23 protein-coding genes are annotated in these 25068 nt (G+C 66.8%); 15 read left to right on the forward strand and 8 right to left on the reverse strand.

What is annotated here, in order from left to right:
- The first annotated feature begins 488 nt into the window (after positions 1 to 488).
- From KDK82_RS10880 to prpF, 3 genes are read left to right on the forward strand one after another with little or no spacing between them, the layout of a single operon-like run.
- Positions 489 to 1469 (forward strand): tripartite tricarboxylate transporter substrate binding protein, encoded by a 981-nt coding sequence (locus KDK82_RS10880; protein WP_013802568.1) that lies wholly within the window; start codon positions 489 to 491, stop codon positions 1467 to 1469.
- A gap of 49 nt (positions 1470 to 1518) precedes the next feature.
- Positions 1519 to 4146 carry a Fe/S-dependent 2-methylisocitrate dehydratase AcnD gene (gene acnD / locus KDK82_RS10885; RefSeq protein WP_088164868.1) on the forward strand — a complete coding sequence of 876 codons (2628 nt, stop codon included), beginning with the start codon at positions 1519 to 1521 and terminating at the stop codon, positions 4144 to 4146.
- The gene (gene prpF / locus KDK82_RS10890) at positions 4146 to 5342 is read left to right on the forward strand and encodes a 2-methylaconitate cis-trans isomerase PrpF (RefSeq protein WP_088164869.1); all 1197 of its coding nucleotides are present in this window, start codon (positions 4146 to 4148) and stop codon (positions 5340 to 5342) included. Before acnD ends, prpF begins: the two co-directional genes overlap by 1 nt.
- 34 nt (positions 5343 to 5376) lie before the next feature.
- Here prpF and KDK82_RS10895 read toward each other — a convergent pair whose 3' ends face one another.
- On the reverse strand, positions 5377 to 6309 hold the full coding sequence (locus KDK82_RS10895) for a pyridoxal-phosphate dependent enzyme (protein WP_088164870.1): 933 nt from the start codon (positions 6307 to 6309) through the stop codon (positions 5377 to 5379).
- Positions 6310 to 6376: 67 nt separating this feature from the next.
- On the opposite strand from KDK82_RS10895, the gene KDK82_RS10900 reads away from it, so the two are divergent.
- The gene (locus KDK82_RS10900; protein WP_088164871.1) at positions 6377 to 7315 is read left to right on the forward strand and encodes a LysR family transcriptional regulator; all 939 of its coding nucleotides are present in this window, start codon (positions 6377 to 6379) and stop codon (positions 7313 to 7315) included.
- Between the two features lie 109 nt (positions 7316 to 7424).
- A complete protein-coding gene (locus tag KDK82_RS10905; RefSeq protein WP_065347807.1) occupies positions 7425 to 7928 on the forward strand; it encodes a GNAT family N-acetyltransferase in 504 nt (167 codons plus the stop codon).
- 34 nt (positions 7929 to 7962) lie between these two features.
- On the opposite strand, the gene KDK82_RS10910 is transcribed toward KDK82_RS10905, so the two are convergent.
- Entirely contained in the window at positions 7963 to 8991 is a 1029-nt protein-coding gene (locus KDK82_RS10910) for a hypothetical protein (protein WP_088164872.1), read from the reverse strand.
- Between the two features lie 331 nt (positions 8992 to 9322).
- On the opposite strand from KDK82_RS10910, the gene KDK82_RS10915 reads away from it, so the two are divergent.
- On the forward strand, positions 9323 to 10180 hold the full coding sequence (locus KDK82_RS10915; RefSeq protein WP_088164873.1) for a hypothetical protein: 858 nt from the start codon (positions 9323 to 9325) through the stop codon (positions 10178 to 10180).
- Positions 10181 to 10201: 21 nt separating this feature from the next.
- On the opposite strand, the gene prpR is transcribed toward KDK82_RS10915, so the two are convergent.
- A complete protein-coding gene (gene prpR, locus KDK82_RS10920) occupies positions 10202 to 12223 on the reverse strand; it encodes a propionate catabolism operon regulatory protein PrpR (RefSeq protein WP_088164874.1) in 2022 nt (673 codons plus the stop codon).
- Positions 12224 to 12420: 197 nt separating this feature from the next.
- Between prpR and KDK82_RS10925 the strand changes: the two genes are divergently transcribed.
- From KDK82_RS10925 to KDK82_RS10935, 3 genes are read left to right on the forward strand one after another with little or no spacing between them, the layout of a single operon-like run.
- Entirely contained in the window at positions 12421 to 13416 is a 996-nt protein-coding gene (locus tag KDK82_RS10925; RefSeq protein ID WP_088164875.1) for a tripartite tricarboxylate transporter substrate binding protein, read from the forward strand.
- Between the two features lie 44 nt (positions 13417 to 13460).
- Complete coding sequence (locus KDK82_RS10930) at positions 13461 to 14471, forward strand: tripartite tricarboxylate transporter substrate binding protein (protein WP_088164876.1); 1011 nt, start codon at positions 13461 to 13463, stop codon at positions 14469 to 14471.
- Between the two features lie 44 nt (positions 14472 to 14515).
- Positions 14516 to 15376, forward strand: a complete 861-nt coding sequence (locus tag KDK82_RS10935; protein ID WP_013802578.1) for an oxaloacetate decarboxylase — start codon at positions 14516 to 14518, stop codon at positions 15374 to 15376.
- 33 nt (positions 15377 to 15409) lie between these two features.
- Here KDK82_RS10935 and KDK82_RS10940 read toward each other — a convergent pair whose 3' ends face one another.
- A complete protein-coding gene (locus KDK82_RS10940; RefSeq protein WP_071955663.1) occupies positions 15410 to 16006 on the reverse strand; it encodes a TetR/AcrR family transcriptional regulator in 597 nt (198 codons plus the stop codon).
- A 122-nt stretch (positions 16007 to 16128) separates the two neighbouring features.
- Between KDK82_RS10940 and KDK82_RS10945 the strand changes: the two genes are divergently transcribed.
- Positions 16129 to 17349: an MFS transporter gene (locus KDK82_RS10945; protein ID WP_088164877.1), complete on the forward strand. Its 1221-nt coding sequence runs from the start codon at positions 16129 to 16131 to the stop codon at positions 17347 to 17349.
- A gap of 34 nt (positions 17350 to 17383) precedes the next feature.
- On the opposite strand, the gene KDK82_RS10950 is transcribed toward KDK82_RS10945, so the two are convergent.
- Complete coding sequence (locus KDK82_RS10950; RefSeq protein WP_088164878.1) at positions 17384 to 18265, reverse strand: LysR family transcriptional regulator; 882 nt, start codon at positions 18263 to 18265, stop codon at positions 17384 to 17386.
- A gap of 114 nt (positions 18266 to 18379) precedes the next feature.
- On the opposite strand from KDK82_RS10950, the gene KDK82_RS10955 reads away from it, so the two are divergent.
- On the forward strand, positions 18380 to 19930 hold the full coding sequence (locus KDK82_RS10955) for an MFS transporter (RefSeq protein WP_088164879.1): 1551 nt from the start codon (positions 18380 to 18382) through the stop codon (positions 19928 to 19930).
- Positions 19931 to 20022: 92 nt separating this feature from the next.
- Here KDK82_RS10955 and KDK82_RS10960 read toward each other — a convergent pair whose 3' ends face one another.
- The 3 genes from KDK82_RS10960 to KDK82_RS32005 form a co-directional block, all read right to left on the reverse strand.
- Entirely contained in the window at positions 20023 to 20604 is a 582-nt protein-coding gene (locus KDK82_RS10960) for a Fe-Mn family superoxide dismutase (protein ID WP_012205408.1), read from the reverse strand.
- Between the two features lie 318 nt (positions 20605 to 20922).
- Positions 20923 to 22260, reverse strand: a complete 1338-nt coding sequence (gene xseA / locus KDK82_RS10965; protein WP_088164880.1) for an exodeoxyribonuclease VII large subunit — start codon at positions 22258 to 22260, stop codon at positions 20923 to 20925.
- Positions 22257 to 22508, reverse strand: a complete 252-nt coding sequence (locus KDK82_RS32005) for a hypothetical protein (protein WP_139093503.1) — start codon at positions 22506 to 22508, stop codon at positions 22257 to 22259. The genes xseA and KDK82_RS32005 overlap by 4 nt, the downstream gene beginning before the upstream one ends.
- 147 nt (positions 22509 to 22655) lie before the next feature.
- On the opposite strand from KDK82_RS32005, the gene KDK82_RS10970 reads away from it, so the two are divergent.
- From KDK82_RS10970 to KDK82_RS10985, 4 genes are all read left to right on the forward strand, one after another.
- Positions 22656 to 23288: a MotA/TolQ/ExbB proton channel family protein gene (locus tag KDK82_RS10970; protein ID WP_012205406.1), complete on the forward strand. Its 633-nt coding sequence runs from the start codon at positions 22656 to 22658 to the stop codon at positions 23286 to 23288.
- A 31-nt stretch (positions 23289 to 23319) separates the two neighbouring features.
- On the forward strand, positions 23320 to 23745 hold the full coding sequence (locus KDK82_RS10975; protein WP_012205405.1) for a biopolymer transporter ExbD: 426 nt from the start codon (positions 23320 to 23322) through the stop codon (positions 23743 to 23745).
- Between the two features lie 13 nt (positions 23746 to 23758).
- Positions 23759 to 24775, forward strand: a complete 1017-nt coding sequence (gene lpxK / locus KDK82_RS10980) for a tetraacyldisaccharide 4'-kinase (protein ID WP_088164881.1) — start codon at positions 23759 to 23761, stop codon at positions 24773 to 24775.
- Between the two features lie 64 nt (positions 24776 to 24839).
- On the forward strand, positions 24840 to 25022 hold the full coding sequence (locus tag KDK82_RS10985) for a Trm112 family protein (RefSeq protein WP_012205403.1): 183 nt from the start codon (positions 24840 to 24842) through the stop codon (positions 25020 to 25022).
- Positions 25023 to 25068 lie beyond the last annotated feature (46 nt).

Genomic DNA, 25068 nt, shown 5'->3' on the forward strand with positions numbered 1-25068 from the left:
GAACCACTCGTTGCCAGCCCCATGGCCAGCCACCCGAAAAGGCCGGGCAGGCCATGTGGAGCAGAGAGCGAGGATAAATGGATTTCGGCACCCGGCAGGCAAATCATATGTAAGACAAATCCTACAAACGCCTTTGCTCTATCGTCGGAATGCGCTCTTGCTGAAGACCTCCACGGGCAAACCCTAGACTGCAGGCAGCAAGGTGCTTGCACCCGGCCCCCTGTGCCGAGCCTGCCGGACCTGCCAGGCCTTGCCGGGCACCAGAGGTGAAGGGCGAGGCATTGCACACGCCCTCATCCATGAAATCAGAGGCCGCAGTTTTGAAACAACAATGAAACCGATGGTACGGCAGCAGGTGGCGCTGCAGCCCTTCAGCCTCTGGCAGCAGGCTGCGATGCTTGCACGGGTTTTCCCTTGAGTCGGATGGCATGCTGCTTGCAACAAGCCTGGTGCACTGCCAACCATAACTCTGCAGGAGACACCAACCCATGAGCATCAACCGCCGCCGCTTTTGCGCCGCCCTGCCCGCCCCGCTGGCCGGCCTTGCGCTGCCGCACCAGGGCCTGGCCCAGGAGGCGTTTCCCAGCAAGTCGCTGAAGATCGTCTGCCCCTTCGCGCCCGGCGGCGGTTCGGACTTCATTGCGCGCGTGGCCTCCAACGTGCTCAACGACAGACTGGGCCAGCCCGTGGTGGTGGAGAACCGGCCGGGCGCCGGTGGCACGCTGGGCACCGAGTACGCGCTGCGCTCGGCGGCCGATGGCTACACGCTGCTGCTGGTGGCGGGCAGCTATACGGTCAACCCTTCGCTGTACAAGCTGCGCTTCGACCCCGTGGCCGACATGACGCCCGTGATCCAGCTGTCCAAAGGCGCCTACGTGGTCTGCGTGAGCCCCCGCGTGCCCGCCAGAAACCTGCAGGAATTGCTGACCTATGCGCGTGAGAACCCGGGCAAGCTGACCTTTGCATCGGCCGGCAATGGCAGCCATCTTCACATCGTCACCGAGTACCTGTTCGGCATGGCCAAGGTCAAGGCCACGCATGTGCCCTATCGCGGCACGGGCCCGGCCGTGACCGATCTGCTGTCAGGCAACGTGGACATGCTGGTGGCAGGCACCGAGGCGCTGATGCAGCACGTCAAGAGCGGCAAGCTGCACGCCCTGGCCGTGACCACGGCCCAGCGCCTGCCCGCCTATCCCGAGATTCCGTCGGTGGCCGAAAGCGGCCTGCCGGACTATGACGTGGTGGCCTGGCACGGCCTGCTCGCGCCCAAGGGCCTGCCGCCCGCCGTGCTGTCGCGCATCAATGCGGCGTTGGACACCGGCCTCAAGGCGCCGGCACTGCTGGCCCAGCTGGAGCCGACGGGCGTGTCCCCGGCAGGCGGCACACCGGCCCAGTTCGGCGCCCTGATCCAGTCCGAGATTCCCCGCTACGCCAAGGTGGTGAAAGACAACGAAATCCGCGCACAGTAATCGGCGCACAGCAATCGGCTAACGCAGGCCCGAGAATCCATCCGCCCCCATGACGTCCCGCTACAAGAAACCCCTGCCCGGCACCACGCTGCACTACATCGACGCCCGCGCCGCCGTCGATGCCCTCTCGCCCGGCGCCTGGGCACGCCTGCCCTACACCGCCCGCGTCCATGCCGAGAACCTTGTGCGCCGCGCCGATCCCACGCAGTTGGACGGCTACCTGCTGCAGCTGATCGAACGCCGGCGCGACATCGACTTTCCCTGGTATCCCGTGCGCGTGGTCTGCCACGACATCCTGGGCCAGACGGCCCTGGTGGACCTGGCCGGCCTGCGCGACGCCATCGCGGCCGAAGGCGGCGACCCGGCCCAGGTCAACCCCGTCGTGCCCGTGCAGCTCATCGTGGACCACTCGCTGGCCGTGGAGTGCGGCGGCTTCGATCCCGACGCCTTTGCGAAGAACCGCGCCATCGAGGACCGCCGCAACGAGGACCGCTTCCACTTCATCGAGTGGACGAAGAAGGCCTTCGCCAACGTGGATGTGATCCCTGCAGGGAACGGGATCATGCACCAGATCAATCTGGAAAAAATGTCCCCCGTGGTCACCGTGCAGGATGGCCTTGCCTTCCCCGATACCTGTGTGGGCACGGACAGTCACACGCCCCATGTGGACGCGCTGGGCGTGATCGCCGTGGGCGTGGGGGGCCTTGAGGCCGAGAACGTCATGCTGGGCCGCGCCTGCTGGATGCGGATGCCCGAGATCGTGGGCGTGCGCCTCACGGGCCGGCGCCAGGGCGGCATCACCGCCACCGACATCGTGCTGGCCCTGACCGAATTCCTGCGCCAGCAAAAAGTTGTCGGGGCCTATGTGGAATTCTTTGGAGAGGGCGCCGACAGCCTGAGCATTGGCGACCGCGCCACCATCTCCAACATGTGCCCCGAGTACGGCGCCACGGCGGCCATGTTCTCCATTGACGACCAGACCCTGGCCTACCTGCGCCTGACCGGCCGCGACGAGGCCCAGGTGCGCCTGGTCGAGGCCTATGCGCGCACCGCAGGTTTCTGGAGCGACAGCCTGGCCGATGCCCGGTACGAGCGCGTGCTGCAGTTCGACCTGTCCACCGTGGTGCGCAACATGGCCGGCCCCTCGAATCCGCACCGGCGCCTGCCCACCTCGGCCCTGGCCGAACGCGGCATTGCCGATGCGGCCAAGCTGCAGGCCGCCCGCGCCCAGGAGGCGCAAGGCCTGATGCCCGATGGGGCCGTCATCATCGCGGCCATCACCAGCTGCACCAACACCAGCAACCCGCGCAATGTCATCGCCGCCGCCTTGCTGGCGCGCAATGCCAATCGCCTGGGTCTCACGCGCAAGCCCTGGGTCAAGTCCTCGCTGGCGCCGGGCTCCAAGGCCGTGGAGCTGTACCTGAAGGAGGCCGGGCTGCTCACCGAGCTGGAGCAGCTGGGCTTTGGCATCGTCGCCTTTGCCTGCACCACCTGCAACGGCATGAGCGGCGCACTGGACCCCAGGATCCAGCAGGAAATCATCGAGCGCGATCTCTACGCCACGGCCGTGCTCTCGGGCAACCGCAACTTCGACGGGCGCATCCATCCCCAGGCCAAACAGGCCTTCCTGGCCTCGCCGCCGCTGGTCGTGGCCTATGCGCTGGCGGGCACGGTGCGCTTTGACATCGAGCAGGATGTGCTGGGCGTGGTGGACGGCCGCGAGATCCGCCTCAAGGACCTGTGGCCCGCCGACGAGGAGATCGACGCCATCGTCGAGCAATCGGTCAAACCTGCGCAATTCCGCGCCGTCTACGAACCCATGTTCGCCATCCGCAAGGACGACGGAGACAAGGCATCGCCCCAGTACGACTGGCGCCCCCAGTCCACCTACATCCGCCGCCCGCCGTACTGGGATACCGAAGGCGTGGGCGCACTGGCGGCCTTCCCGCGCACCCTCACCGGCATGCGGCCGCTGGCCCTGCTGCCCGACAACATCACCACCGACCACCTGTCGCCCTCCAACGCCATCCTGGCCGACAGCGCCGCGGGCGAGTACCTGGCGCGCATGGGCCTGCCCGAGGAAGACTTCAACTCCTACGCCACCCACCGCGGCGACCACCTCACCGCCATGCGGGCCACCTTCGCCAACCCGCAGCTGGTCAATGAAATGGCCGTCATCGACGGCGTGCAGCACAAGGGCTCGCTGGCGCGCATCGAGCCCGAAGGCCGCGTGGTGCGAATGTGGGAGGCCATGGAAACCTACCTGAACCGGCGCCAGCCGCTGATCATCATTGCGGGCGCCGACTACGGCCAGGGCAGCTCACGCGACTGGGCGGCCAAGGGAGTGCGCCTGGCCGGAGTCGAGGTCGTGGTGGCCGAAGGCTTCGAGCGCATCCACCGCACCAACCTCATCGGCATGGGCGTGCTGCCGCTGCAGTTCGTGCCGGGCACCGACCGCAAGACCCTGGCGCTGGACGGCACGGAGGTCTATGGCGTGGAAGGCGAGCGCACGCCGGGCACCCAACTCATGCTGGTGGTCGAACGCCGCAACGGCCAGACGCTGCGCGTGGCCGTGACCTGCCGGCTGGACACGGCCGAGGAGGTATCGGTCTACGAAGCGGGCGGCGTGCTACAGCGCTTTGCCCAGGACTTTCTTGCACAGACACAGGACGCTTGATGAACACCACACCCCAGATCCGCATTCCTGCCACCTATCTGCGCGGAGGCACCAGCAAGGGCGTGTTCTTTCGCCTGCAAGACCTTCCGGAGGCTGCGCAACAGCCGGGCGCCGTGCGCGACGCCATCCTGCTGCGCGCCCTGGGCAGCCCCGACCCTTACGGCAAGCAGATCGACGGCATGGGCAATGCATCGTCGAGCACCAGCAAGGCCGTGATCCTCTCGGCCAGCACGCGCGAAGGCCATGACGTGGACTACCTGTTCGGCCAGGTCTCCATCGACCGACCCTTCGTGGACTGGAGCGGCAACTGCGGCAATCTCTCGGCCGCCGTGGGGCCCTGCGCCATCCACATGGGATTGATAGCCCCTGCGCGCATTCCACGCAACGGCACGGTCACCCTCCGTATCTGGCAGGCCAATATCGGCAAGACCATCGTGGCCCATGTGCCCATCACGGACGGCCAGGTGCAGGAGACGGGCGACTTCGAGCTCGATGGCGTGACCTTTCCTGCGGCCGAGGTGGCGTTGGAGTTCCTGGACCCTGCCGATGAGGGAGAGGACGGAGGCGCCATGTTCCCCACGGGCCATCTCGTGGATCGCCTGGATGTGCCTGGCGTGGGCAGCTTTGCAGCCACGCTGATCAATGCGGGCATTCCGACCATCTTCCTGAACGCAAAGGACCTGGGCTACACGGGCTGCGAGCTGCAGGACGCCATCAACGGCGATGCCGAGGCGCTGGCGCGCTTCGAGGCCATACGCGCCCACGGCGCCCTGCAGATGGGCCTGATCCAGGAACTGTCCGAAGCCGCCAGGCGCCAGCACACGCCCAAAATCGCCTTTGTGGCACCGCCAGCACCCTACACGGCCTCCAGCGGCAAACGCATCGAGGCAGGCGATGTGGACCTGCTGGTGCGCGCCCTGTCCATGGGCAAGCTGCACCACGCCATGATGGGCACGGCGGCGGTGGCCATCGGCACGGCGGCAGCGGTGCCGGGAACGCTGGTGAATCTGGCAGCGGGCGGCGGCGAACGCGGCGCCGTTCGCTTCGGCCATCCCTCCGGCACGCTGCGCGTGGGCGCCGAGGCCCGGTTGTTGAATGGCCAGTGGCAGGTGACCAAGGCCTTGATGAGCCGCAGCGCGCGCATCCTGATGGAAGGCTGGATCAGGGTGCCTGGCGAAGTGTTGAACGCCGCGTGAATGCGCAGGGCCCGGCTTCAGGCCTGGGCCGTGCTCACGCCTGGGCTCTCAGCGCCGCTGCGTGCCACGTCTGCAGTTGCTCCAGCGTGTTCGTCGTGCCGCCGCAGGCCACCACCAGCACGCGCTTGAAGCCCTGCAGCGCAGGTGCGCCTGCGTAGGCCAGGGCCAGCGCGGCACCGCAGGCGGGCTCCACATGCAGGCGATGGTCATCAATGAAGCGCAGGCAGGCGTCCAGCGCCTGCGCATCCGTCACCACGGCGCTGCGCACGGGATGCACCTGCGCCAGATCGAAGGCCCGCTGGCAGACCTGGCGCGCGCCCAGCGAGGTGGCAACGCTGGTGATGCGGTCCAGCAGCACGCGGCGGCCCTGGGCCAGCGACTGCGCCAGGGAGTCGGCACCGGCCGTCTCCGCGGCAATCACGGGCACATCGGTCCAGCCATGGCGCTCCAGGCCCTGCACCACGCCGGCCAGCAGGCCGCCGCCGCCCACGGCCAGCACCACGGCGTCGGGCTTGAAGTCGGCAGCGGCCAGCTCATCGACCAGGGTGGAATGCCCTGCCCACAGCAGCGGGTCGTCAAACGGATGGACAAAGGCATCTTCGGCGCCCAACAGGGACTGGGCCAGGGCATTGGCCTCGTCCCAAACGGCGCCATGCACGATCAGCTCGGCGCCCTGGGCACGGATCAGTGCCCGCGCATGCTCGGTCGTGGTTTGAGGCACGACCACGGTGACGGGTATGGACAGCTGCCGCCCGGCATAGGCCACGGCAATGCCGGCATTGCCGCCCGACGAAGCCACAAAGCGCTTCTTGCCTTGGCCCGCCAGGGTCTCGCAGGCGTGGCCTATGCCGCGCAGCTTGAATGATCCGCAGGGCTGCAGCGCATCCAGCTTGAGCCAGATTTCAGGCCCACCGGCGTGGCTCAGGGCATGGGACGGGATAAGGGGAGTGAAGGTGTGCAAAGGCATGGGGTGGCAGTGTAGAACTGGCTTTCCGCCGCGATAATCCCTTGGCTTTTCAAATATTCTTTGCGCCATGAGCACAAATCAAGCCCTGCCCCTGTTCGGAGAAATGGCCATCTTCGTCAAGGTCGTGGACACGGGCAGCTTCTCCGAGGCCGCACGCCAGCTGGGCAGCACGCCATCGGCCACCAGCCGGGGCGTGGCGCGGCTGGAAAGGGCTCTGGGCCTGCGCCTGCTGGAACGCACCACGCGAAAGCTGCGCCTGAGCGAGGCCGGCCGCGAGGTGCATGCGCGCTGCCTGGACATGGTGGGCGCCGCCCAGGCCGTCATGGCCGCGTCCCTGCTGCAGGACGCGCAGCCGCGCGGCCTGGTGCGCATCAGCGTGCCCAAGGCCGTGGGCCGTACCGTGGTCCATCCCCACATGCCCGACTTCCTGGCCCTGTATCCCGAGGTCGACGTGCAGATGCGGCTGGAAGACCGCTACATGGACCTGATCGACGACCCGGTGGACCTGGCCATACGCATCACCAACCACCCGCCGCCAGGCCTCATGGGCCGCCACCTGATGGACATCGACCATCTGCTGTGCGCCTCGCCCCAGTACCTGGCCCGGCACGGCACGCCCGTGCATCCGCTGGAGCTCAAGGCCCACAGCTGCATCTACCTGGGGGAGGAGCCCGGCGACGCGCACTGGAAGCTGCGCGGCCATGGCAAGACCGTCACCGTGGCCGTGCGCGGGCGCTATGCCGCCAACCACACCGGTGTGCGGCTGGACGCCGTGCTGCAGCACATCGGCATCGCCAGCCTGCCCCGCTTCACGGCACGCGAGGCCCTGGCGGACGGGCGCATCGTGCAGGTGCTGCCGGACTGGAACTTTCTGCCCAACTACAGCGGCCAGCTGTGGATTCTTCACCCGCCCACCAGACATCTGCCACTGAAGTTGCGCGTGCTGATGGATTTCCTGGCCGAGCGGCTGGGCGGGGTTGGTGGGCCGCCGGTCCAGCGTGGCTAGCACCACAGCGGCAAGCGCTTGACAAACCTGTGGGGTGGCCGCGAGGCGTTGACCGGCGGCGCACGCATCTGCGTCGATACACTTTCGGCTTCACATCTGAGGGACGGTCATGGACACGAACATCTATGTTTCGGAGCTGACAGCGGATCTGGAAACGGAGTTCATCAAAGGTGCCAGCCAAAGCCGCAAACTGCACGCGCCATGGGTGTCGCCCCCCAGCACGCCGCAGGAATTTCAGAGCTACCTGGCACGCGTGCAGGAGCCGGCTGGGGCCGCCTTTGTGATCTGGGAGTGGCACAGTGACGGTTTTGCCGGAATCGTGCAGATCACGAACATCGTGATGGACCCATTCCGCTGTGGCCTGATCGATTTCTATGCGTTCTCGGGCTTTGAGGGAAAAGGCCTGATGAAGGAAGGCCTCGCGCATGTCGTGAAGCAGGCTTTCAGGACATTGAAGCTGCATCGGCTGGAAGCCAACATCCAGCCTGAGAACAAGGCAGCCATTGCACTGGCCAAGTCATGCGGCTTCAAGCTGGAGGGCTTCTCGCCGGCGTTCATGAAGGTTGGAACCCGCTGGCGAGACCATGAGCGCTGGGCGCTGCTTGCCGCTTAGGTTGTGCCGCGCGATCTTGGTCGCTTGTGGAATGTCAGCGGGGCAAGCTGCGAGATCTCAGTTTTGGCTCGTCGCTCCAGGGGTTTCGCACGGCAATGCCATCGTTTTTGGCCAGTTTGACCAAGGCTTGGAAGGACTCCGAGAATTGTCTCTCTGTCAACAATGCCCGCATCCGCCGCACAAAGCGCGTGCGCGGACTTTCGTCGGGCTCGTTGTCAAGGTCGAACTGGAAGATCCGGTACAGACCAATCAGCACAGGCTCCAGCCACTTCCCCTCGGGGGCCGCTGACTTGGCGACATCCTGGTACCAGAGATCCAGGGGCCTCTCGTACTGAAAGATCATGTCGTTGTAGCCCTTGCTGGATGTGGCAGGAAACGCCAGCCATTGGCCCATGGTCCATAGGTCATACAGTGCAAAACGGAAGGCTCTCAACGGGAGCTCTTCGTGGTCCCATGGAAAGTATCTGGGTGCTCTGATGACGTAAGTGTCTCGGGTCACTGGCAGCTGAACAGTGTCTTGAGACAGGTCTGGAAGCATCAGGTTGAACAGCCGTTCGTTATGCCCGTTCGTATGTATGTCCACAATTTTGCAATGTGCATAGGGCGCAGGGGCGTCAGGAAGCTGAGACACAGCGAGGGGCAACTCTTTTTCCAACTCTGACGTGCTGACCAGGCGCGTGCCCCCGGAAGATGCATGGCCCTGCCCGATGCTGAAGAGCAAATTGAAACCTCCGAGGCGATCTCCCGGCAGCGCCTGAGGGTGCTCCATGAACTGGTCCCGCAATGAGCGCAGCACCGTCTCGTCCTGGCAAGGGTGCAGGTACAGGAACAGCAGCAGATTCAAATGGCGCACCGTGGAATCACGGTCCCAGTCGTGGAGCTTTTTCCAATGGGGAAGGGAGCCTTTGAGGAAGTACCTCTTGACGATCCCCCGGCCCTTCTTGGTCATTTCCAGCGCATAGAGCATTTGCTCGATCTCCGGCCACTGCTTCTCGCGCTCCTTCATCCAAGACTTGTCGTCGGTTTTCCAGTGACTGGTGTCGAAATTCTCCAGGGGATTCAAGGAACTCACTCTATTTCACTCCCAATGCTTCATGCTTGTTGGGGGCGATGATAGACAGCCCGCAGCGATCGGTACTGGACATTTTGACCAGTGAAGAGGAGCCCTGGAAGGCGAGCGGCACCGCGAAGCAGGAACGGCTGCATCACGCAGGTCGTGCGCTCCTGCCTGCGTGCTGGCGCTGGGCATGGCACATCTGCCGACCCTCATACGAAAATCGCATTCAACCTGAAAAAGGTCAAATGCCTCCGGTGTGACGGGTCGCTCAATATGCCCAAGTGAATCGCGGTTAAAGTCGGCTTCCATTCGATTCACCCCTCACAACGGAGCAAGCATGTCAAAGCGACTGAATGGCCTCATGGCCGCGGCCCTTGCCGCCTTCATTTCCACACCCGCGCTGGCCATTCTTCCGGATTCGGGCATGTGGAGCATTGGCGCGGAACTCAATGGCAAGCCCGGGCGCGGCATTCAGATTGACAGGCAAGGCGGCTCCACCCTGATCCTGACCTATTTCGGTTATCGCGCGGACGGATCGTCCCTGTTCCTGCAGGCCGCAGGCACGCTCAAGGACGGCAAGCAGTTTGACGGCGTGCTCACGGAGTACCGCAATGGCCGCGCACTGGGTGGCCAGGCGCGAGATGGCGAGTTGGCGCAAGAGGCAGGGCCGGTACAGATCGTGTTTGACACTTCCACCACAGCCACGATAACCCTGCCCGGCGAGGCGCCACAGCGCCTGCAGCGCTTCCAGTTCGAGGATCTCAGGAAACGGCTCAATGGCAAATTCGTGCACTCCAACTCCTCCGAATACGCCAACCTGAGCCCGGGCAGGATCACCATCCAGGCAGGGGAAAATACGCTGACCATGACTGAGACGCCCAACAATTCTTCCGGCGGCTGCCAATACACCGGTGATTTGAAACCTGCAGGCGATGGATTCCACTCCAAGGGAAGCGCACGATGTGTCTGGGGCGAAAGAATCAATGATTTCGCATATGAAGCCAAGCATTTGAAGGTGGACGAATTCGGAAACCTCAGTGCCCGGCTCTACCTCGGGTCGCCGCAACAGCCCGGCGTCTACAACTTCAGGCAATTCATCACCGGCATCTGCGAGCACCAGGGAGCCATTTTCCTGGCTACACCTCGTTGCTATCCCGACGCCCTGCAGGTGGATCCCGCCTTGCAGCGGGAATAGCAGCAGGACGCAAGCGCAAGATCAACGGCTGTCGCGCAGCCTGCGCCACAGCGTGGCCCGGCTGATGCCCAGGATCTCGCAGGCGCGGCGCTGGTCGCCCTGCACTTGCTCCAGCACTTCGCGCATGCGCTGGCGCTCGGCATCGCGCCGGGCCTCGCGCAGTTGCAGTTGCCGCTGCTGTGCGGGCAGGGTCTGAAAGGTACCCTGCCCAGCCCCGTCGCATTCAGGAAACAGCTCCCGCAACCGGCCCATGTCCACGCGGCCCGCGCTGTCACGCAGGTCGTGGCGGCAGGCCAGCAGGCGCTCCACCCAGTTGTCCAGCTCTCGCGCATTGCCGGGCCAGCGGTGCGCGGCGGCCAAATCCAGTAAGGCTTCCAGCAAGGGCTCCAGTGAAGAGGCCTCGGCCTGCAGCGACTGCGTGCGCAAACGTCGCGCAAGCATGGTGCGGGCCAGGGCCTGGACATCGCCCTGTCCGCGTTCGTGCAGTCCAGGCATGGCCAGGCGCAGCACGGCCAGGCGGTAGAACAGGTCGCGCCTGAATTCACCGCGCTCGACCAGGGCCGCCAGATCGGCATGCGTGGCGGCGATGACGCGCAGGTCCACGGGCACGGACGTGGTGGAGCCCACGCGCAGCACTTCGCGCTCCTGCAGCACACGCAGCAGGCGGGACTGCAGGGCCAGCGGCATGTCTCCGATCTCGTCCAGGAACAAGGTGCCCGTATGGGCCGCCTCGATCAGCCCGGTCTTGCCGCCGCGCCGCGCGCCGGTGAAAGCGCCTTCGTCGTAGCCGAAGAGTTCGCTCTCCAGCAGGCTTTCCCCCAGGGCCGCGCAGTTGACGGCCAGAAAGGGCTGGGCGGCGCGCCGGCTGGCGCGGTGCATGCCCTGGGCCAGCAACTCCTTGCCCGTGCCGCTGTCGCCCTGGATGAGCACGGTGGCATCGCTGGCCGCGAACTGGCGCGCCAGGCGGCGCACGCGCTGGGCGGGTTCGCTGTCGCCCGCATAGTCTTCGATGCGCCAGCGCACGCCCGCGCCGCGCAGGCTGCGGTTGGCGCGCAGGTGGCGGTCGGCGCGCTGGATGGTGGCGGGGTCGCGGCAGACCAGCAAGGCGCCCGTGAGCTGGCCGTTTTCCACCATGGGCGCGCGCCGTACCACCAGGGTGCGCATGGCCAGCTGGACCACGTCTTCACTGCCCTCGGGCTCCAGGGACTGCGACTGCAGCGCCTGTGCCAGCGCCAGCGCGGGCGCCACCTCGTCCAGCAGCCGGCCATGCAGCGCCCTGGCGGGCGCTCCCAGCAGGGCTGCCATGGTGGGGTTCAGTGCCTGGATGCAGCCTTGCGTATCCACGGCGACCACGCCGTCCTGCAACTGGCCAAGCACGGTTTCCAGCCGCTGGTGGCGGGCGCGCTCGGCATGGCGGTGGCGGGCCAGCAGCACCGCGTCGCGCAGCGCCTGCAGCACGGCGCCGTCGGAATACAGCAGCACGCTGGGAATGCCGGCCTGCTCGGCCAGATCGGCAACCAGCCCTGGCGCAACCACGGCACCCACGCCTGCGGCCTGCAGCGCACGCACGCAGGCCTGAGCATCCTCGGGCCCGTGGTAGCTGAACTGGGCAATGCCGGCGCCGAACAGCGCGTCGAACTGGGCCAGGTGCGGCGAGGGATGGTCGAACGACACCAGCCCGATGCGCGGCGTGCCGCCCGCCTGCGCCAACTCCCGCGCGCTGGCCAGCGCCTGCAGCAGATCGAAGCCGCGCACCTCGATCATGACCACGGGAATGTCGACATGCTCGCGCACCCAGGCACCACTGGCGCCGGCGGCCACCAGGGCGTCTATGGGCTCGACCGCCTGCAGCGCGCGCACGGCCTGCACGGCGTCGTCAAAGGCCGCGCTGACATGCTCCACACGCACCTGGTCGCCCACCGCCAGGGACATGCGCTCCAGCACGCGGCCGATGCGATGGCGGCCTATGGTGACGACACGGGGCCATGCCGCGCGGGGGGAGGACGGGGTTCCAGGGACAGGGGCCACGACTGATTCATTCATGCAACCGATTATTTCATTCATGCAACATCACGCTGCATGAATCCAGCAACAGGTTCCGCCCCATCCTCTTGCGAACTGAAAAATTCATTCATATCAATGACTTGCAAAAATAAGGGTTTACCCTTTATTGCCATGGCATGCAGCTTGCAAACAAGGCCGGCGTTTCAATCATTTCAAATATTTCCAGGAGACTCCCCATGCACCAGCCATCCCGCCTGCCCCGCCGCACTGCCCTGGCCGCCCTGCTTGCCACCGTGCTGCCCCTGGCCGGCGTGTCGTTTGCCGCGCCTGCCGCCGATGCCTGGCCCACCCGCCCCATCCGCTTGGTAGTGCCGTTCTCTGCAGGCGGCGCCAACGACCTGATGGCCCGCTCGGCCGCCGAAGGTGCGTCCAAAATCCTGGGCCAGCCCGTGGTCATCGACAACCGCGCAGGCGCGGGCGGCACCGTGGGCGCCGACATCGTGGCCAAGGCCCAGCCCGACGGCTACACCCTGCTGGTGAGCGCGGCCGGCGTGATCTCCAACAGCATGATCAAGAAGACCATGCCGTTCAAGGACGATGCGCTGGTGCCGGTGGCCATGATCGGCCTGGCGCCGTCCGTGATCGTGGTTCCCAAGAACGCGCCCTACCAGAACCTGCGCGATTTCGTCGAGGCATCGAAGAAGGGCCAGGGCTTCAACTTCGCCACGGCCGGCACGGGCAGCACGCCGCATTTCGTGGCCGAGATGCTGAACGTGAAGTACGGCGCCCAGCTGCAGCCCGTGCCCTACAAGAGCGGGTCGGAGAGCACGACGGCCGTGCTGGGCGGGCAGGTGGAGGGCACGTCGGAGGCCAGCATCATCGCCCTGCCCCACATCCTCAACGAAGGCAAGTTCAAGGCCCTGGCCACCACCTGGACGCAGCGCATCTCGGCCTATCCGCAGCTGTCCACCGCCGTGGAGCAGGGCTTTGCCGAACTGCAGATCGCGCACTGGGCCGGCATCCATGCGCCCAAGGGGACGCCGGCCGCCATACTGGACAAGCTGGCCGCCGCCGTGGACCAGGCCATGAAGGAGCCGGCCACCGTGGAGAAGCTCAAGGGCCTGGGCATCGAGCCCATCGGCGGCACGCGCGCCGAGTTCGTGAAATTCACCGATGCCGAGCGCAAGCGCCTGGGCGAGATCGTCAAGGCCGCGAAGATGCAGGAAAAGTGAGCCGCTCCCGCCACAACCACGGATCCCAACCGAGACAAGACACCATGAATACCCGCCGCAACACCCTCCGCCTGAGCTTGGGGCTGGCCCTGAGCGCCACCGCCGCCGCTGCGGCCCTGCTCGCCGCCCCCGCCACCGCCGTGGCCCAGGGCGCAGATGCCTGGCCCTCGCGCCCCATCAAGCTCATCGTGCCCTATGCGGCCGGCGGCTTTGCCGATACGCGGGCCCGCAAGATCGCCGACAAGATAGGCCAGAGCCTGGGCCAGCCCATCGTGATCGACAACCGCGGCGGCGCGGGCGGTGTGACGGGCACGGATGCCATTGCCAAGGCCACGGACGGCCACACTTTCGGCTTCGGCTCACCAGGCCCGCTGGTGACCAATCCCATGCTGATGAAAAAGCTGCCCTACAACGCCGCACGCGACCTGCAGCCCATCATCCTGATCGAAGAGGCGCCGCTGATCCTGACCACGGCGCCCAACCAGCCGTTCAAGACCGTATCCGAGCTGGTGGCTGCAGCCAAGGCCAAGCCGGGCACGCTGACCTATGGATCGTCGGGCGTGGGCGGTGCCCACCACCTGTCGGGCGAGCTGCTGGCCTTCCAGACGCGCACGGACATGGTCCATGTGCCCTACAAGGGCGGCGCGCTGGCAGCCACCGACCTGATGGGCGGCCACCTGGCCTTCATGTTCGAGATGGGCTATGCGGCCTTGCCCGCCATCCAGGGCGACAAGGTCAAGGCGCTGGCCGTGTCCAGCAAGCAGCGACTGAAGGTGCTGCCCAGCGTGCCCACGCTGGATGAGGCGGGCATCAAGGGCTTCGAGTCGTACAACTGGCTGGGCATGATTGCACCGGCCAGCACGCCGCCGGCCGTGATCGAGCGCCTGAACAAGGCCGTGAACGAGGCACTCAAGGACCCCGAGGTGCGCGCCATGATCGAGAACACGGGCGGCATGGTCATGGGCGGCACGCCCCAGGCCTACGGCAAGTTCATCGAGGCCGAGCGCGCCAAGTGGGGCCCGGTGATCAAGAACGCCAACATCACGCTGGACTGAGCGCCAGCCCGCGCATCGCTTTTTCCCATTCAACAGAACCATCCATGAACACCAAGCAACAACTCAAGGCCCTGGCCGAAGCGCGCCGCGGCGTGCTCGTGCCCGGCGCATTCAACGCGCTGTCCGCGCGCGTCGTGGCCGATCTCGGCTTCGAGGCCATCTATGTGACCGGTGCCGGCGTGACCAACATGTGGTTCGGCCTGCCCGACCAGGCCTTCATGGGCCTGACCGACATCGCAGACCATACGGCCCGCATCCGCGACGCGGTGGATCTGCCGCTGATCGTCGATGCCGACACCGGCTTTGGCAACGCGCTCAACACCTACCATGCGGTGCGCACGCTGGAGCGCGCAGGCGCCGACTGCATCCAGATCGAGGACCAGATCAGCCCCAAGCGCTGCGGCCATTTCAATGGCAAGGAAGTGATTTCCACCGAGGAAATGCTGGGCAAGATCAAGGCCGCCGTGGACGCGCGCCGAGACCAGGGCACGCTGATCATGGCGCGCACCGATGCCTGCGCCACGCAGGGCTTCGAGGCCGCCGTCGAGCGCGCCCAGCGCTTTGCCGAGGCGGGAGCCGACATCCTGTTCGTGGAAGCCGTGACCCAGGCCGATGAGATCCGCGCCCTGCCCCAGCGCCTGTCCACGCCGCAGCTGATGAACATGGTGATCGGAGGCAAGACGCCCATCACCGACGCGGGCGAGCTGGCAGACCTGGGCTATGGTCTGGTGCTGTATGCCAATGCCGCGCTGCAAGGCGCCGTGGCCGGCATGCAAAAGGCGCTGGGCCAGCTGCGCAACGAGCGCAGGGTGGACGAGAACCCCGCTGTGGTCGCCCCCTTTGCCGAGCGCCAGCGCCTGGTCAACAAGCCGTTCTGGGACGCGCTGGAAAAGAAGTACGAGTGAAGCACGAGCGAGGGCGGGCTGGCACAGCGCCGCTCAGCCCCTCGCAGGCGCCTTCCACCCCTTGAGCGTCAACTCCAGCGCCTGCAGCGCCTGCTGCAGGCGTTCGGGGGGCGCCCCTTCCTCGGCAATCCAGAATGCCGACTCCACCAGGCAGCCATTGAGCAGGCGCGACATGGCCAGAGGATTGGCACGCACGATCACGCCGCGCTCCATGAGCTGCTCCAAGTAGCCGGCCACGAAGGCGATGCAGGCGCGGTGCTGCTCGCCCTGGTCCGTGCCGGTGAGCACGGCGCGCGCATCCTGCAGCACGATGCGGCGTATCTCGCCCTCCTGCGCCATGGCCAGGTAGGCGCGGCAGTAGGCCAGGAACCCCTCCCAGGGGTCGGCATGGTCGGCCAGCACCTGCTCCAGGCGTGCGTCCATCTCGGCATCCATCTGCGCCACCACGGCGGCCAGCAAGCCCGGCTTGCCACCGAAATGGTGGTACAGCGCGCCACGCGTCAGCCCGGCATTGGCCGTCAATTCGTCCATGGAGGCCTGGGAATAGCCCTGGCTGCCAAAGGCCTCGCGCGCAGCCTCGATGAGCTTGGCGCGTGTCTCCTCGATCATGCTGGCCCGGCTTTTGCGCATGGCGCACTCCATTCACATACAAAACGTATGCCAATGATACGGCGCGTCATGGGCAACCCGTAGAATCGCTGACATACGCCGCGTATGTGATTGCAGCGGCCTGTCCGTTTTCCGAGGTTTCCATGTTCCACGCCTACCGCCAGCTGTTCACCCGGCCCGGCACGGCCGCCTTTGTGCTGGCCGGTCTCCTGGCCCGCCTGCCCCTGTCCATGACGGGCATCGGCCTGATCACCATGCTGTCCCAGCAGCGCGGCGCCTACACACTGGCCGGCGCGGTCGCGGCCTGCTTTGCGCTGTCCATTGCGGTGCTGGCGCCCCGCATCTCGGCCCTGGTGGACTGCCATGGCCAGCGCAAGGTCCTGCCCTGGGCAGCGGCAGTGAGTGCTGCCGCCATGTTTGCGCTGCTGGCCTGCGCGCATTGGCAGGGGCCGGATTGGCTGCTGCTGGTGCTGGCAGCACTGGTGGGTGCCCTGCCCAGCATGCCGGCCATGGTGCGCGCACGCTGGACCGTGCTGCTGCGTGGCACGCCCCAGCTGCAGACGGCCTATGCGCTGGAGGCCGTGCTGGACGATGTCTGCTTCATCGTCGGCCCGCCGCTGTCGGTAGGCCTGAGCATGGTGCTGTTCCCCGAGGCCGGGCCGCTGGCCGCCTCCTTGCTGCTGCTGGTGGGCGTGGCGCTGTTCGTGGCCCAGCGCCGTACCGAGCCGCCCGTGGACACATCGCAGCAGCGCACGCGCCAGCAATCGCTGGCCCGCCATCCCGTGGTGCGCACGCTGGCGCTATTCATGCTGGCCCAGGGCATCATCGTGGGCACCATCGACGTGGCCAGCGTGGCCTTTGCCACGCAGCAGGGCCAGCCAGCGGCGGCCAGCATCGTGCTGTCGTTCTACGCGCTGGGGTCCTGCGTGATGGGACTGGTCTTCGGCACGCTGCGCCTGAAGGCGCCGCTGCACCGCCAGATCGCCTGGGTGGGCGCCTCGGTCTGCATCACGGCCGTGCCCCTGCTGCTGGCCACCAATGTGTTCACGCTGACCCTGGCCGTATTGCTGGCCGGCATTACCTTCGGCCCGACCATCACCGTGGCCATGGGCCTGGTGGAGCAGCAGGTGCCGCACCAGCGCCTGACCGAAGGCATGACCTGGCTGCTGACCGGCATTGCCATGGGCGTGGCCCTGGGCGCGGCCGCCGCAGGCTGGGCCACCGACCTGTGGGGCGCACGCATTTCTTTCGTGGTGGCGCTGCTGGCCGGTGTCGCCATGTGGGCCCTGGGCGTTCTGGCCGCACGCCAGGCACGAGCGAAAGAGAGCCCGCCTGCCGAAGACGCAGCCGCTGCCTGCACCTGAACACGGCCGCAACGCCCGCGTCAGCCCAGACCGCTCAGGCCGTGGCCATCAAGGCCAGCAGCTCGGCCAGGCGCTGGCGCATCCACAGCGCTTCGGCCCCGGGCGCCATCCCTTCCAGCCAGAGCATGCGCACGGTCAGCGGCGGTAGCGCCAGTCCCTCGCAGGCGCGTTGCCGCAGATGCGGGCGCAGGTCGCCGAACTCGGCAATGTTGACCGGCAGGATGGCCCAGCCCAGGCCGTCGGCCACCATGTCGGCAATCACATAGAAGCTGTTGGAGCGCCAGACGGCGGGACTGAGCACGGTGTCCTCCACGCCCTCGATGTGCATCAGCAACTGGCGGTGCGCGGCCAGCTGCCTGCGCGTGAGGACCGCCGTGCCATCGAGCACATGGCCCTTGGCCACGCAAATGGTCTGCGGCACGCTGCCGATATGGCGCTGGGCACAGGTGGCCGGCGCAGGCGCTCGGTCGAACTGGAAGGCGACCTGGGCACGCTGCGCCGCCACATGCTCGGCCACTTCGGAGGCCGTGCCGTTCAGCACGGTCAGCTCCATGGCCGGAAAGCGCGCCGCCAGCTCCTTGAACAGCTGGGCCAGCGGCACATAGGGCAATGCCTCGTCCAGCGCAACGGCCAGGCGTGCCTGCCCGCCTGCGGCCAATGCGCGGGCGCGGTGGTCCATGGCCTGGGCCTGGTGCAGCAGGGTCCGGGCCTCCAGCAGCATCACCTCCCCTGCCGCCGTCAACTGCACGCGGCGCCCCACGCGGTCGAACAGCTCCAGCCCCAGGTCGGCTTCCAGCAGGCCGATGGCCGTGCTCACGGCCGACTGCGCACGGCCCAGGCGGCGGGCGGCCTCGGTCATGGTGCCGGCTTCGGCCACCGCCACAAAATGCTTCAGCCTGTCGAGTGTCCATTCCATCCATCAATTTTATGGATGGAATCAAACTTTGATAAATCATTTCATTGATGGAAACTGTGGTTTTCATCAAGAAGGAAGCCCTGGCCCACAAGGCCCGGGGCAAACAGGTGCTTTATGGCGTTCACAACGCAAACCCAGAACCCCGTTTCGGGGCATCTTCCAAAATCCCAGGCGGCCGACCCGCGCCGCTGGCTGGTGCTGGCCATTGTCTCGGTGGCGCTGCTGCTCATCGTCATCGACATGACGGTGCTCTACACGGCGCTTCCGCGCCTGACACATGACCTGGCGGCCACGGCCTCGGCCAAGCTGTGGATCGTCAACATCTACGCGCTGGTGGTCTCCGGCCTGCTGCTGGGCATGGGCACGCTGGGCGACAGGCTCGGCCACAAGCGGCTGTTCATGGCCGGGCTGTGCGTGTTCGGCGTGGCATCGCTGTGTGCAGCCTTTGCGCCCTCGCCCGCCTTGCTGATTGCGGCGCGCGCGCTGCTGGGCGTGGGCGCGGCCATGATGATGCCGGCCACGCTGTCCCTGATCCGCCTGAGCTTTGCCAATGAGCGCGAGCGCGCGCTGGCCATCGGCATCTGGGCCTCGGTGGCCTCGGGCGGTGCGGCCTTCGGGCCGGTGGTGGGCGGGCTGCTGCTCGAATACTTCTGGTGGGGCTCGGTGTTCCTGATCAATGTGCCCATCGTGCTGCTCGCCCTGCCCCTGGCCGGCTGGTTGATTCCCGCAGGCACGGCCACCTTGCAGCGGCCCTGGGACTTCATCGGCTCATTGCAGGTCATGGCAGGCCTGGTGGGCAGCACCTACGCCATCAAGGAAGCCGGCAAACAGTCGCCCGACTGGGCCCTGGCCGCCGTGGCCCTGGTGCTGGGCCTGGGCTATCTCGCGCTGTTCGTGCGGCGCCAGCGCCGCAGCAGCGACCCGCTGCTGGACTTCGCGCTGTTCCGCAACCCGGCGTTTGCCACGGCCGTGGCCTCGGCCCTGGTGGCAGCGGCCGCGCTGATCGGCATGGAGCTCGTGTTCAGCCAGCGCCTGCAACTGGTGCAGGGACTGTCGCCACTGCAGGCCGGCCTGGCCGTGCTGCCGCTGCCGCTGGCCGCCTTTGTGGCCGGCCCCGTGGCAGGCCACTGGCTGCCACGCCTGGGCGGCGCGCGCATGCTGCCGGCAGCGCTGCTGCTGTCGGGCCTGGGCATGGGCGGCTATCTGCTGGTCCACGACATGGGCTGGTGGCCGCAGGCGGCAGCGCTGGCCGTGCTGGGCCTGGGCATAGGCGCGGCCATGACCACGGCGTCGAGCACCATCATGCAAAGCGCTCCCGCGGACCGTGCCGGCATGGCGGCATCGGTCGAGGAGGTGTCATACGAGCTGGGTGGCGCCCTGGGCGTGACGCTGATGGGCAGCCTGCTGTCGGCCGTCTATGCAGGCTCGTTGCGCCTGCCTGAGGGGCTGGGTCTGGGCCTGGCCCTGCCCGATTCCGTGCGCGACAGCCTGGACGAAGCCCTGCTGGCTGCCGATCAGCTGATGCCCCAGGCCGCGCACCAGTTGACCGAGCTGGCACGCACGGCCTTCGACCAGGGTTTCAGCGCCGTGATCGCCAGCGCCACGCTGCTGCTGGTCTGCACGGCACTGTGGACGGGCTGGCGGCTGCGCGGTCAGCGCCGCTGAGCCGTCGCCTTCCTCTCAAAAAGCAAAAAGCCCCGTTCGGGGCTTTTTGCATTGCATGCACATGGCGTGCACACGGCGTACCTGCGCTTCGATCAGGCGAAGTTCTGCTCGGCAAACTTCCAGTTCACCAGTTGGCCGAGGAAGGTCTCGACGAACTTGGGACGCAGGTTGCGGTAGTCGATGTAGTAGGCGTGTTCCCAGACGTCCACGGTCAGCAGGGCCTTGTCTTCCGTGGTCAGGGGCGTGCCTGCAGCGCCGGTGTTGACGATGTCCACCGAACCGTCGGCCTTCTTGACCAGCCAGGTCCAGCCAGAGCCGAAGTTGCCCACGGCCGACTTCACGAAGGCTTCCTTGAAGGCGGCGTAGCTGCCCCACTTCTTGTTGATGGCGTCAGCCAGTGCGCCGGTGGGCTCACCGCCACCGTTGGGGGCCATGCAGTTCCAGAAGAAGGTGTGGTTCCAGATCTGGGCTGCGTTGTTGTAGATGCCGCCGGAAGACTTCTTGACGATCTCTTCCAGGGTCATGTTTTCGAATTCGGTGCCCTTTTGCAGGTTATTCAGGTTCACCACATAGGCGTTGTGGTGCTTGCCATGGTGGTACTCCAGCGTTTCCTGGCTGTAGTGGGGTGCCAGCGCGTCAATCGCATAGGGCAGAGGGGGCAAGGTATGTTCCATGGTGTTTCCTTCGTGGTTGAAATCTTTTAGGACGGGCCAGCACCTGTTGCGCAGAGCGCCTGCAGCGCCTGCCGTGACCGTCGCGCGGGGCCTGCACTGCACGCATTGCTGCGAGCCCTGGCCCTCACGCACCCGAACGGGCATTGTAGGAACAACTTCGTGACCCTGCGGCGAAAGCGCGCGCCAAATGGCCCATCTTGGCCCGCTGCTGCGGGGGTGGATGTGAATTGACCTTGATCCGGCCAATCGGCCTACACGGATACCGCCTGCCGCCCGCCACTCCCTGCACGCCGAACGCTGCACCCAGGGCGCCGCAGTTCAGAGCAGGCGCGGCTGCGTCACCACCAGGTCCAGGCTGCCGTCGGCCAGTTGTGCCTGCAAGGCCGTGCCCGGTGGCGCGCTGCGCGCCTCGGTCACGGGATGGCCCTCGGCATCGGTCAGCAGGGCATAGCCGCGCTGCAGCACCAGGCGCGGGTCCAGCAGTTGCAGGCGAAGCTCCATGCGCGCCAGGTGATCCGCGCGCCGGTCCAGGCCGCGACGCATGCCGGCAGGCAACTGCGCCTGCAGGCCCTGCCCCGCATGGTCCATGCGCTGCAACCGCAACTGCATGGCATGGCGCAGTCGCTGGGCCTGGCGGCTGAGCTGCAGCCGGCTGCGGGCCAGTTGCTCGCTGGGCCGGCCCAGGCGCTGCGCTGCCAGGTCAAGGCGCTGCTGCTGGCGGTCCAGCAGCCGCTGCACGGAATCCTCCAGGCGGCCCTGCATGAGCTGCAGCGCACCCATCCAGACCTCGCGCGGTTGGCTCACCAGTTCGGCCGCCGCCGTGGGCGTGGGCGCGCGCAGGTCGGCGCAGAAGTCGGCAATGGTGAAGTCGGTCTCGTGCCCCACGCCGCAGATCAGGGGCACAGGGCTTTGCACGATGGTGCGGGCCAGGCGCTCGTCATTGAAGGCCCAAAGGTCTTCAATGGAGCCGCCCCCGCGCACCAGCAAGATGGTGTCGATGGGCGGCGCGCCGGCCACCGAGCCATCAACCGAGCCCGCGCCTTCCCGCGCCAGGCCATAAAGCCTTTGCAGCGCATCGATCAGGGAGGCCGGCGCCTGCGCGCCCTGCACCAGGGCAGGCACCAGCACCACGGGGATATGGGGCACGCGGCGGCGCAGCGCCGTGATCACGTCGTGCAGCGCAGCAGCCCCGGGCGAAGTCACCACGCCAATGCCGCGCGGCAGCGGCGGCAGGCTGCGCTTTCGGGCTGCGTCGAAAAGGCCTTCGGCCTCCAGCTGCGCCTTCAGCCGCAGGAACTGCTCGAACAGGGCGCCCTGGCCCGCACGCTGCATGCTCTCGACGACCAGTTGCAGGTCGCCACGCTGCTCGTAGACGCCCAGCCGGCCCCGCAACTCGACCAGTTCGCCGTCGCGCGGCGAAAAATCCATGAGCTGGGCCGCACGCCGGAACATGGCGCAGCGGATCTGCCCGCCCGCGTCCTTGATGCTGAAGTAGCAATGGCCGCTGGCCGCGCGGGAAAAGCCGCTGATCTCCCCGCGCACCGCCACCGGATTGAAGCGTGCCTGCAAGGCGTCGCCCACGGCGCGGCACAGCGCGCCGACTTCCCAGACCAGCGGCGCCGCTGCTGGGTTCATTGCGCCGAATGCACCGCTCATGCGGCCTCCCGGTCTGCATGCAGTGCAACATTCTCCACAGGCAGGCGGATGCAGACCCGAGCAGGCACTTTGGCGGCAATTTGCAGAAGCACTCTCAAAAACACCTCGCAAGCAATTGATTCATAAAGATTTTTTTGCTGCAACAAAGAATTCACATTTGTCACAGTGTCCATTCGCCGCCGCAGCGGCGTTTGCGCAACCCGCTTGATAACAAAGTTATCCACAGAAATCTGTGCTATAGCGACCATCCAAAATCCCGAATATGGGGAGCCGCCCGTTGCCTGGATGCTGCGCCGGGTCACAGTTTTCAGGCGATCGCGGACACGAGACGCCTGGACCGGCCATATGGCTGGGCCATAATCGTCGGCTGCAGTTAAACGCGGGGGGAAAACAACTTGCTGTCGATCATACAAGCCGCAGGCTGGCCGATCTGGCCACTGATTGCCTGCTCCATCCTGGCTCTGGCCCTGGTCTTTGAACGTTTCGTGGCGCTGAAAACGGCCCGCGTGGCGCCGCCCGCCCTACTGGGCGAGGCGATTTCCGTGTCCTCGCGCGGCCTGCCCAGCCAGGAAGTCGTGCAGCAGCTGTCCCAGAACTCCACGCTGGGCGAAGTCCTGGCAAGCGGACTGCGCGCCCTGCAAGCCCATCCGGACAGCAGCGAAGAAGAGCTTCGCGCCTCCATGGAAGGCGCCGGCCGCGCCGCTGCCCACACGCTGGAAAAGCACCTGAGCGCGCTGGCCACCATCGCTTCTGCCGCGCCTTTGCTGGGCCTGCTGGGCACGGTGATCGGCATGATCGAGATCTTCGGCTCGCAAGGCGGCGCATCGGCCACCGGCGGCGGCAACCCGGCGCAGCTGGCGGCCGGCATCTCCATCGCCCTGTACAACACGGCCTTCGGCCTGATCGTCGCCATTCCGGCGCTGATCTTCTGGCGCTACTTCCGCGCCCGCGTCGATGGCTACCTGCTGGGCATGGAGCTGGCCTCCGAGCAGTTCGTGCGCCACCTGGTGCGCGTCGGCGGCAAGTGAACCCGCAGAACCCGCACGCGAGAGACCTGCCATGAACTTCCGTCCCCGCCGCCGTGACGAGCCCGAGATCAACCTGATCCCGTTCATCGATGTGCTGCTGGTGGTGCTGATCTTTCTGATGCTGTCCACCACCTACAGCAAGTTCACCGAGCTGCAGCTGACCCTTCCCGTGGCCGATGTCGAGCAGCAGCGCGACCGGCCCCGCGAAATCATCGTCGCCATCGCTGCCGACGGCCGCTACGCCATCAACAAGACCGCCGTGGAAGACCGCAGCGTCACCGGCCTGACCCAGGCACTGGCCGCAGCGGCGGTTGCCGGCAAGGACAGCGTGGTCATCATCAGCGCCGACGCCACCGCGCCGCACCAGTCCGTGGTGTCGGTGATGGAGGCCTCGCGCCGCGCCGGACTGTCCCAGATCACCTTTGCCACGCAGACGTCGGCCAGCGCCGGGCGCTGAGGGCAAGGCCTCCATGCCCGGGAATGGCCCCACCCCCGCAGCCCGAGGGCTTCGCGCGGCCTGGCGCCACCGCGGCCCGCTGGCCTGCGCGCTCCTTCCCCTGTCCCTGCTGTACCGTGCCCTGCTGGGCCTGCATCGGCTGCCCTATGCACTGGGTTTCAGGCGTGCAGGCCAGGCCGGCATTCCGGTCATCGTCGTCGGCAACGTGATTGCGGGCGGCGCCGGAAAGACCCCCGTCACGCTCGCCCTGGCCCGCCATCTGCAGGATGGCGGCTGGAACCCTGGCATCGTCTCGCGCGGCTATGGCCGCAGCACGGACGACTGCCGCGAAGCCCATCCTGACAGCGCCCCCGCCGATGTGGGCGACGAGCCCGCGCTGCTGGCGCGTGCCAGCGGCGTGCCGGTCTTCGTGGCCCGCAAGCGCATCGAGGCCGTCCAGGCCCTGCGCGCCCGCCATCCGCAGGTGGATGTGGTCATCAGCGACGACGGCCTGCAGCACCTGGCCCTGGCCCGCGACATTGAGCTGTGCGTCTTCAATGACGACGGCATCGGCAATGGCTGGCTGCTGCCGGCAGGCCCGCTTCGCGAACCCTGGCCGCGCCCCGTCACCGCCGTGCTGCACGCGGGCGCCTGCCCGCCAACGGATGCGCCCGCCTTTGCCATGCATCGCCAACTGGCCGCTGAAGGCGTCAATGCGCACGGTGAGCGCATTCCCCTGGCGGCCCTGCGCGGACGGCCCGTGGAGGCCGTGGCCGCCGTGGCCCGGCCCGAGGGCTTTTTCTCCATGTTGGCCAGTGAACAGGGCCTGGCGCTGGAGCACGCCCAGGCGCTGCCGGATCACTATAATTTTGAGAGCTTCCAGCGCCTGGGACGCAATGAAGACCCGTTGGTCTGCACCGAAAAGGATGCCGTCAAGCTGTGGCGAACCCATCCCCAGGCCTGGTCCGTTGCGCTGCAATTGCAGCTGCCGCCAGATTTCTGGGCGCTGCTGGATCAGCGGCTGCAGGCGCTGCGCAGGCCACGCGCCTGACTATCATCACCGTCTTGGCTGGCCGCCACGGCCCGCCCTCCCCCTCCAAAACACAGGATCCGCCATGGACGCCAAACTTCTCGAACTGCTGGTCTGCCCCGTCACCAAGGGCCCGCTGCGCTTTGACCGCGAGCACCAGGAACTGGTCTCGCGCAGCGCGCGCCTGGCCTACCCCGTGCGCGACGGCATTCCGGTGCTGCTGGAGGCCGAAGCCCGCACGCTGGACGACGACGAGCTCGAGGACTGATCGCGCCGCAAGGCCCGATTTCCGACAACGCCCGCGCCCGCACTTT

The sequence above is a fragment of the Delftia sp. K82 genome (assembly GCF_002193035.1).
GTDB classification, from domain to species: domain Bacteria; phylum Pseudomonadota; class Gammaproteobacteria; order Burkholderiales; family Burkholderiaceae_C; genus Comamonas; species Comamonas acidovorans.

Coding starts and splice junctions, on each gene's coding strand:
- KDK82_RS10880 (WP_013802568.1), top strand. CDS start 489: ATGAGCATCAACCGCCGCCGCTTTTGCGCCGCCCTGCCCGCCCCGCTG.
- acnD (WP_088164868.1), top strand. CDS start 1,519: ATGACGTCCCGCTACAAGAAACCCCTGCCCGGCACCACGCTGCACTAC.
- prpF (WP_088164869.1), top strand. CDS start 4,146: ATGAACACCACACCCCAGATCCGCATTCCTGCCACCTATCTGCGCGGA.
- KDK82_RS10895 (WP_088164870.1), bottom strand. CDS start 6,309: ATGCCTTTGCACACCTTCACTCCCCTTATCCCGTCCCATGCCCTGAGC.
- KDK82_RS10900 (WP_088164871.1), top strand. CDS start 6,377: ATGAGCACAAATCAAGCCCTGCCCCTGTTCGGAGAAATGGCCATCTTC.
- KDK82_RS10905 (WP_065347807.1), top strand. CDS start 7,425: ATGGACACGAACATCTATGTTTCGGAGCTGACAGCGGATCTGGAAACG.
- KDK82_RS10915 (WP_088164873.1), top strand. CDS start 9,323: ATGTCAAAGCGACTGAATGGCCTCATGGCCGCGGCCCTTGCCGCCTTC.
- prpR (WP_088164874.1), bottom strand. CDS start 12,223: ATGAATGAATCAGTCGTGGCCCCTGTCCCTGGAACCCCGTCCTCCCCC.
- KDK82_RS10925 (WP_088164875.1), top strand. CDS start 12,421: ATGCACCAGCCATCCCGCCTGCCCCGCCGCACTGCCCTGGCCGCCCTG.
- KDK82_RS10930 (WP_088164876.1), top strand. CDS start 13,461: ATGAATACCCGCCGCAACACCCTCCGCCTGAGCTTGGGGCTGGCCCTG.
- KDK82_RS10935 (WP_013802578.1), top strand. CDS start 14,516: ATGAACACCAAGCAACAACTCAAGGCCCTGGCCGAAGCGCGCCGCGGC.
- KDK82_RS10940 (WP_071955663.1), bottom strand. CDS start 16,006: ATGCGCAAAAGCCGGGCCAGCATGATCGAGGAGACACGCGCCAAGCTC.
- KDK82_RS10945 (WP_088164877.1), top strand. CDS start 16,129: ATGTTCCACGCCTACCGCCAGCTGTTCACCCGGCCCGGCACGGCCGCC.
- KDK82_RS10950 (WP_088164878.1), bottom strand. CDS start 18,265: ATGGAATGGACACTCGACAGGCTGAAGCATTTTGTGGCGGTGGCCGAA.
- KDK82_RS10955 (WP_088164879.1), top strand. CDS start 18,380: ATGGCGTTCACAACGCAAACCCAGAACCCCGTTTCGGGGCATCTTCCA.
- KDK82_RS10960 (WP_012205408.1), bottom strand. CDS start 20,604: ATGGAACATACCTTGCCCCCTCTGCCCTATGCGATTGACGCGCTGGCA.
- xseA (WP_088164880.1), bottom strand. CDS start 22,260: ATGAGCGGTGCATTCGGCGCAATGAACCCAGCAGCGGCGCCGCTGGTC.
- KDK82_RS32005 (WP_139093503.1), bottom strand. CDS start 22,508: ATGGTCGCTATAGCACAGATTTCTGTGGATAACTTTGTTATCAAGCGG.
- KDK82_RS10975 (WP_012205405.1), top strand. CDS start 23,320: ATGAACTTCCGTCCCCGCCGCCGTGACGAGCCCGAGATCAACCTGATC.
- lpxK (WP_088164881.1), top strand. CDS start 23,759: ATGCCCGGGAATGGCCCCACCCCCGCAGCCCGAGGGCTTCGCGCGGCC.
- KDK82_RS10985 (WP_012205403.1), top strand. CDS start 24,840: ATGGACGCCAAACTTCTCGAACTGCTGGTCTGCCCCGTCACCAAGGGC.